Source organism: Massilia genomosp. 1, from assembly GCF_011682185.1.
Classification (GTDB): domain Bacteria; phylum Pseudomonadota; class Gammaproteobacteria; order Burkholderiales; family Burkholderiaceae_D; genus Telluria_A; species Telluria_A rubra.
Map to the genome: position 1 here is coordinate 1 of NZ_WHJF01000372.1, position 535 is coordinate 535.

At 62.6% G+C, this 535-nt stretch carries 1 protein-coding gene; it reads left to right on the top strand.

Annotation, left to right across the window (positions count from 1 at the left end):
• Positions 1 to 535 (top strand): helix-turn-helix domain-containing protein (locus F1735_RS34150; RefSeq protein WP_167241490.1); only part of this gene is annotated, 535 nt, incomplete at both ends.

Consider the following 535-nt stretch of genomic DNA (forward strand, 5'->3'; position numbering starts at 1 on the left):
AACGGGCAAGGTGTTCATGACAGGGTCAGGCGCGACTGGCGCCACCTTGATTTCTTCCAGCATGAGGCCTGGCTGCATGCCGACGTACCGCGGGTCGATTGCGGCGCATGTGGCAAGACAACGACGGTGGAAGTGCCGTGGGCGCGTCCAGGCAGCGGCTTCACGTTGCTGTTCGAGGCGTTCGCCCTGTCGCTGTGCCAGTCCATGCCGGTCGCGCATGCCGCAGCCCTGCTGCGGGTCAACTCGAAGCAGTTGTGGCGCCGCATCGAGCACTACGTTGACAAGGCCCGCGCGCAAGAAGAGATGACGGACGTCACCGTCGTCGGCATCGACGAGTTGAGCATCCGGCGCGGTCACGAGTACGTGACCCTGGTCCATGATCTTGAGGCAAAGCGACTGCTGTTCATGACGGAAGGACGCAAACACGGCACGGTGACCGAGTTCAAGGCCGATCTGCTCGCCCATGGCGGCGATCCGAACGAGATCAAACACGTCTGCATGGATATGAGCGCGGCCTACACGAAGGGCGTGACCA